We start from the raw sequence: 6,291 nt of genomic DNA, 5'->3' as shown, positions 1-6,291 counted from the left end.
GGATACCAGGCCAGGGTTTGCCCCGTGAGCGATGACTGCGGTAGGCCCATCTCGAAGAAGTCGCTTTTTCGCGAGTGCGCGGTCTCGTAATGAGTAGTTGGTTCTGTGTTGGAGGTCGATGCGGCTGTCAGTGTATTGTCCGGCCCATGGTTCAATGCAAGTGTCTAGATACAGTGCCCCTGCTTCATGGCAAAGAGATATTAATTGGAGGCTGGCTACATCCACTGACAGGTTGACGAGAAATGTTTGTTCATCCAGGTCGTTGAGAGTGCTCTTGTAATTTTCTCTTGTCAGCGTTTCAGTGTGCCAGTTGATAGTGATTCCATGTTCTATCGTACATTTATTTTCAATGTGTGGGGCAATGATTTTTAGTGATGTTATTTCTTCTTTCAATTCGCTGATCAGAATGGGAAGAAAAGCTGAGGATACTGCACCGTAACCAATGATGATCATCTTCATTCACTAATGCTCTGACTGGGTTTTTGTTTTTGTGCTAGGTGATTGGTGTGCTTCCCCGTAGTGCGATGGAGTTGAGCTGCTCCCGTGCTTGAATAAAACTGAGGTTCTGATGGCTTGTCAATGTTTTCTGCAGTTCGTGTTGTGTTTTAAAAAGTGGACTACAGATAAGCCTCAAAATCTCGTAGGAAATTTCTTGTATATAGCGAATTTCTGAAAATTTTTGATTTCATGCCTGGATTTTTATTGAGTGAAAGCGAAGATACCGATGCGCTACTGGAGCGTCTGGCCGAAGGTGGGTGTGATGATGCGTTGGTGGGTGTAGGCCAGCCGGGGCGACTGGCACTTGCATTCATCCGGGAGGCAGCCTCAGCGAAACAGGCTATCGAGAGCGCACTGAATGATGTTGGCAGGGTTGTTCCAGGCGCCCGCCTCATTGAAGCGACGCCTGACCTGGTAGGGCTTGCCGATGTGGCGGAGATCATCGGCGTATCTCGGCAAAACATGCGCAAACTCATGCTGGCACATTCAAACAGTTTTCCTGCACCTGCTCACGATGGCACTACCTCTCTATGGCATCTTGCCGACGTTCTGGCCTGGTTGCAGGAGCGAGGTAGTTACTCGATAGGCCCGGGTACCTTGGAGCTTGCTCGCACTGCGATGGCTGTCAATGTAACGCGTGCATATGAGCGAGTCTTTGGCAGGGCTACATTGGCGCATTGAAGCTGTATTTCATGACCCGTTCATTTACGAGGGAGCGGCACTTCGATAGCTAGTGTCGACAGCCCCAGCGGATGCGTACTGGCGTCATAGAAATGCACCTGCGTTCCGGCCAAATCTCCAAACCGATCAACAAAATGCTGCTTCTGGTTGATCACCGACGCTTCGCTCACCGGCCGGATAGCAATCGAGAGCTGCTTCGGCCGGGCCTGGCGGATGGCTTCGAGCAGGTGCTGGTCACTGCTGTCCAGGTGCTGACCGAATAGGCATAACCCCTGGCTTTCCTGGGCCAGCTGCCCCAGACACCAGCTGAGGTAGTCCGAATGGCGGATGGCGCGCAGCTTTTCGTCGCTGCGGTCTTCGTTGACGAACAGTGGCACTTCACCTGGGATGTTCACGGCAAAGCCATCAAGCAGTTCGGCGCTGTCGGCGCTGCGTTGGCGGGTGGTGCCGTCGGGCAGCTTCAGCAGGTGCAGGCCGCCGTGCAGGTGCATCACCCGCGTGCCTTCGCCGCGGGTGCGACGCACGTCGAAGAAGCCTTGTTCGTCGAACAGTTCGGCGAAGCCGTATGGGGCGCTCTGTACAGCCCACGGTAGCAGCAGGTCGTAGTTGCTGGTGTAGACGCTGCGGTAGCCACGCAGGGCCTGGTTGAGGGCCGCGAGGGTGGCTGGCGGCATCAGCGGCCACGGCAGGTGTACCGTGCGCACGGCGTGAATCAACGCTTCCTTGATCGAGTAATAGCGGTTCAGCGGTGCGGTGGAGTTGATGGCCAGTGCGGCGTTGGCGCGCACGGTGGTGTTGAGGGCGCTGAGCACCGGCTCGAATAGTTCCGTGCCCAACGACTTGAACAGGGCCTGGTCACTGACCGCCAGGCCTTTCTTGCGGCCTGCGCGTTGTGCTTCCTCGAACAGCGAGAAATAGCCGAACGGCTTCCACACTGCGCGGCTGGCGCCGTTGCCCAGCAGCAGGGCATCGCAGGGGTGGCGGGCGGCGAGTTCTGGCCAAGGGGTGAGGGTGGCGTCAAGTGCAGGCATGCTAGAGTCCGTTGGGTGGAGCGGGGAGCGGGGGCGACTTTAGCATGTCGTGCAGGGTGTGCGAGGGCCACTCGCAACAACCCCCCCTTCAACCCTGTTCGGCCACTTGCACACTACGGTTGCGGTTACGCCACACCCGATACGCCCGAATCCCCGCTCGCACCGAGCCGAACAGCAGTTTGTCTTCCATCTCCCGCGCCATCCCCGAGCGCACCAGCATGCGCAGGAAGGTGCCCCGGGCGCGGGCGATGGCAAAGAAGATGCCTTGCGCGGCCAGGGTGTCGCGCACTTCACGCAAGGCGGCGATACCGCTGACGTCGATGCTGGTGACGGCTTCTGCATCGAACAGCACGGCCTTGGGCTGGTCCTGGCTCTGCACCGCTTCAAGCAGGCGCATCTTGAAGTAGTCGGCGTTGAAGAACAGGATCGCGTCGTCGAAGCGGTACACCACCAGGCCCGGCACGGTGCGGGCGTCCTTGTGCTTGCGGATGTCGACCTGGCCTTCGGTGCCCGGCAGCCAGCCGAGCACGGCGTCGGTGGGTTGGTAGATGCTGTAGAGCAGGCGCAGGATCGCCAGTGTCACGGCAAACACGATGCCGGGCAGTACGCCCAGGCCCAGCACGCCCGCCGTGGTCAGCAGGCAGAGCCAGAACTCGAAGCGGCTCAGGCGGCGGATGAGCCCCAGTGACTTGATGTCGATCAGCCCCCAGCCGGCCATCAGTAGCACGGCCCCCAATGCTGCCTGCGGGATCCACGCCATCGGCGCGGTGAAGAACAACAGGATCAGGGCAATGACCAGCGCGGCGACGATGCCCACCAGCTGGCTCTTGCCACCCACCATGTCGTTGACGGCGGTACGCGAGTCGGCGCCGCTGATGGCAAAGCCCTGGGATACCCCGGCCGCCAGGTTGCTCACGCCCAGGGCGACGAATTCGTGGTTGGCGTTGATCGCGTAGCCGTGGCGGGCGGCAAAGCTGCGTGCGGTGAGCATGGCGCTGCAGAAGCTGACGGTGGCGATACCCAGGGCGTCGCGCAGCAGGCTCTTCATTTCCGCCAGGTTGCTGTGCGGCCAGGCCAGCTGCGGGATGCCGGCCGGCACCGGGCCGAGGATGGCGACGCCGAAGCGGTCGAGGCCAAACAGGCCGACCAGCAACATGAACAGTGCCACCACGGTCAGCGCGGCGGGCAGGCGCGGGAAACGCCGTGGTAGCCAGATCAGCAGGCCCAGAGCGGCCAGGCCGATGAACAACGTGACCCAGTGGATCTCACCCAGGCGCTGGAGAAAGTTGATCAGGCTGAGGATAAAACCGTCGCCCTCGATCTTGAACCCCACCACCTTGGACAGCTGCCCGGCGATCAGGCTCAGGCCGATGCCGTTGAGGTAGCCGATCAGGATCGGTCGCGAGAAGAAGCTGGCAATGAACCCGGCCCGTGCCAGGCCGGCAGCGATCAGCATCACCCCGACCAGCACGGTGACGATCACCGACAGTTCGGCGATGCGTTGCGGGTCACCCATGGCCAGCGGCGCCACGGCACCGGCGATCATCGCGCAGGTGGCGGCGTCAGGGCCTACCATCAGCTGGCGCGAGCTGCCGATCAGGGCGTAGACCATCATTGGCAGCACGCAGGCGTACAGGCCGTACTGCGGCGGCAAACCGACGATTTGTGCGTAAGCGATGGCGATGGGTATCTGAATCGCCGCGACCGAGAGGCCTGCCTGCAAATCGGTGTGGAACCATTCGCGGCGGTAATGCAGCAGGTTGGCAAGGCCCGGTAGCCAGCGGGAGAGAAACATGCGTCGTCCTTTCGAAATGCTTCACGTAACCATCTACGCATTGAAGCGGATCGGCAGGCAATTGGCCATGGGCCAGATCAAACCGGGAGGGCAGAAACGAAAAAAGGAGCCGAGGCCCCTTTTGACAGCGATGACGTTGCTGGAACGCCATGCGGTGATGCAATGTGGAGCGGGTAGAGGGAATCGAACCCTCAACTAAAGCTTGGGAAGCTTTCGTTTTACCACTAAACTATACCCGCGTCTGCGCAGCACTTTTTACCAGAACCCTCCACGAATTAGAAGCCCAAGTTATAAAAAAGCTTGTCGGCACCCTCTAGCCTGCGGGTATCAGTCACAGGGCGCCGATGCGCTCAGATGGCCAATGCATGCTGCCCCTGCTGCCCTTGTTGAACAGGCTGGTAGCGATGACGCGTTTCACGCACGGTCGGCTTGAGGAAACCGAGCAGGACGCTGCGGGTGTCTTCGCAGGCAGACTTGTTCTCCATGTCCAGGAAGTGGCCAGCGTCACGAATCACGCTGAAATGGCTCTTGCCCACGTGCTTGCCGAACTGCCGGGCATCTTCGACCGTGGTGTACTCGTCGCGGGCGCCGTTCACGAACAGCACCGGGATGTCGATATTGCGCGCACCCTCCAGCGCCCGCTCCAGGTCGTGTTGCAGCACCTCGTTGATGTGGAAGTGCATCTGCGCGTACTCGTGGCTGTCCAGGCTGCTGACGTGGCGGTAGTTGAAGCGCTTGAACAGTGATGGCAGGTGCTTGCCGATGGTGTCGTTGACCAGGTTGCCGACCTGGTAGCGATCGCAGGCGGCCAGGTACTGGCAGCCACGGTCCAGGTAGTCGCGCATCGGCTCGTTGATCACCGGCGAGAAGGAACTCACTACGGCCTTCTTCACGCACCGCGGCTGGTGCGCCAGCGCCAGCAGCGTACTTGCGCCACCCCACGAGAACGACATCACATGGTCGGCCTGGAAATGCTCGATCAGCTCAAGGAGGATGTGCGCCTCGGTCTCCTTGCTGATCAGCCGTTCCTGGCGGTTGTGTGGCTTGGACTTGCCGGCATACGGCTGGTCGAACAGCACTACGTTGAACTGCGGGTGCAGGTTACGTACCGTTTGGGCGAACGAGGCCGTGGTGGCCAGCGAGCCATTGATCAGGATGATCGTATTCTCGGCCGCTTCCGCGCGATAGAACTCCGTGTAAACCCGATACTGACCTTGGATATCAAGTACAGCGATTTCTGGCCTCATGTCATCGACTCCTGGCGCAAAAAGGGTATTCGCGTCACCTAGGGTGCACGTTCTTTATGACAGGTAGGCATTCGCCTGAAGAGTAACCGGGGGGCCCTGTGTCGATCCTTGGCACATGCGTCGACGGTATTGTTTTTGGCGGGCAATTTGCCGTGCCCCAAGGCATCAAGGCCCTGGGTGGCCGGCAAAAGGCGTCTTCGACTGCGGGCGTGACTTATTGGTCACATGCAGACTGACGATTTGGATTCAAGCAGTGGGTCGGGGATCCTGCAAGTGCCGTTCGGGAGATTTTGTGACTTTTGTCGCTGAGCGGTCGTATGACCACCTTGGGCCAGAACGGGCAGCCTAGACAGTGGCGATTTCATCAGCCGTCAGTTCACGAAACTCCCCGGGCGCCAAACCCGGGTCCAGGTAGATCGCGCCCATGCTTTCCCGGTGCAACCCCACCACCTTGTTGTCGAAGAACCCGAACATGCGCTTGACCTGGTGATAGCGCCCTTCGACGATCGCCAGCCGCGCCTGGCGCGGGCCGAGGATGTCCAGCTGGGCGGGCAGGGTGGTGAGGCCTTCAAAGGCGAAGTAGAAACCCTCACGAAACTTGGCCTCATAGTGCTCGCCAATCTCGTCCTCGGTGTCCACCAGGTAGTGCTTGGGCAGCTTGGTGGCAGGTTGGGTCAGGCGCCGTGACCATTGGCCATCGTTGGTCAGAATCATCAGCCCGGTGGTGTTGAAGTCCAGGCGCCCGGCTATGTGCAGGTCGCCTCGCAATGCTTCGGGCAGCAGGTCGAGCACGGTAGGGTGCTGCGGGTCCTGGGTGGCGCTGACGCAGCCCGTGGGTTTGTGCAGCATCAGGTAGCGCGCCGGCCGGCCAGCCTGCAGCACCTGGTCGTCCAGTTCCACGCGGCTGAATTCGCGTACCTCGGTCAGCGGGTCGCTGACCACCTGGCCATCTACCCGCACACGACGTTGTACCAGCATCAGGCGGGTTTGTTGGCGGTTGAGGCTGGGCAGGTTGGCAAGGAAGCGGTCGAGGCGCATT

The 6,291-nt window shown here is 60.1% G+C and carries 7 protein-coding genes and 1 tRNA gene; 2 read left to right on the top strand and 6 right to left on the bottom strand.

Annotated elements, in window-relative coordinates:
* Positions 1 to 459: saccharopine dehydrogenase NADP-binding domain-containing protein (locus APH36_RS30610; RefSeq protein WP_177337086.1), on the bottom strand; the 459-nt coding region annotated here is incomplete at its 3' end.
* 228 nt (positions 460 to 687) lie between these two features.
* On the opposite strand from APH36_RS30610, the gene APH36_RS30605 reads away from it, so the two are divergent.
* Positions 688 to 1,179 (top strand): AlpA family transcriptional regulator, encoded by a 492-nt coding sequence (locus APH36_RS30605; RefSeq protein ID WP_082426349.1) that lies wholly within the window; start codon positions 688 to 690, stop codon positions 1,177 to 1,179.
* Positions 1,180 to 1,199: 20 nt separating this feature from the next.
* On the opposite strand, the gene APH36_RS06405 is transcribed toward APH36_RS30605, so the two are convergent.
* Both APH36_RS06405 and APH36_RS06400 read right to left on the bottom strand, forming a co-directional pair.
* Complete coding sequence (locus APH36_RS06405; protein ID WP_060497943.1) at positions 1,200 to 2,210, bottom strand: DUF4917 family protein; 1,011 nt, start codon at positions 2,208 to 2,210, stop codon at positions 1,200 to 1,202.
* A gap of 88 nt (positions 2,211 to 2,298) precedes the next feature.
* A complete protein-coding gene (locus APH36_RS06400; RefSeq protein WP_060497942.1) occupies positions 2,299 to 4,005 on the bottom strand; it encodes a SulP family inorganic anion transporter in 1,707 nt (568 codons plus the stop codon).
* Between APH36_RS06400 and APH36_RS30600 the strand changes: the two genes are divergently transcribed.
* Positions 4,004 to 4,204: a hypothetical protein gene (locus APH36_RS30600; protein WP_080587352.1), complete on the top strand. Its 201-nt coding sequence runs from the start codon at positions 4,004 to 4,006 to the stop codon at positions 4,202 to 4,204. The genes APH36_RS06400 and APH36_RS30600 overlap by 2 nt on opposite strands.
* On the opposite strand, the gene APH36_RS06395 is transcribed toward APH36_RS30600, so the two are convergent.
* The 3 genes from APH36_RS06395 to APH36_RS06385 all read right to left on the bottom strand — a co-directional run bounded on the left by APH36_RS06395 (position 4,171) and on the right by APH36_RS06385 (position 6,290).
* A tRNA-Gly gene (locus APH36_RS06395) sits at positions 4,171 to 4,244 on the bottom strand. The genes APH36_RS30600 and APH36_RS06395 overlap by 34 nt on opposite strands.
* A gap of 111 nt (positions 4,245 to 4,355) precedes the next feature.
* Positions 4,356 to 5,252: an alpha/beta fold hydrolase gene (locus APH36_RS06390; protein ID WP_060497941.1), complete on the bottom strand. Its 897-nt coding sequence runs from the start codon at positions 5,250 to 5,252 to the stop codon at positions 4,356 to 4,358.
* A 345-nt stretch (positions 5,253 to 5,597) separates the two neighbouring features.
* Entirely contained in the window at positions 5,598 to 6,290 is a 693-nt protein-coding gene (locus tag APH36_RS06385; protein WP_060497940.1) for a pseudouridine synthase, read from the bottom strand.
* Between the last annotated feature and the right edge of the window lies 1 nt (position 6,291).

Origin of the sequence: Pseudomonas sp. NBRC 111133 (genome assembly GCF_001320605.1) — a bacterium.
Taxonomy (GTDB): Bacteria; Pseudomonadota; Gammaproteobacteria; order Pseudomonadales; family Pseudomonadaceae; genus Aquipseudomonas; species Aquipseudomonas monteilii.
Note: the sequence above shows the minus strand (reverse complement) of the source record. Positions and strands in the feature narration are given on the sequence as shown.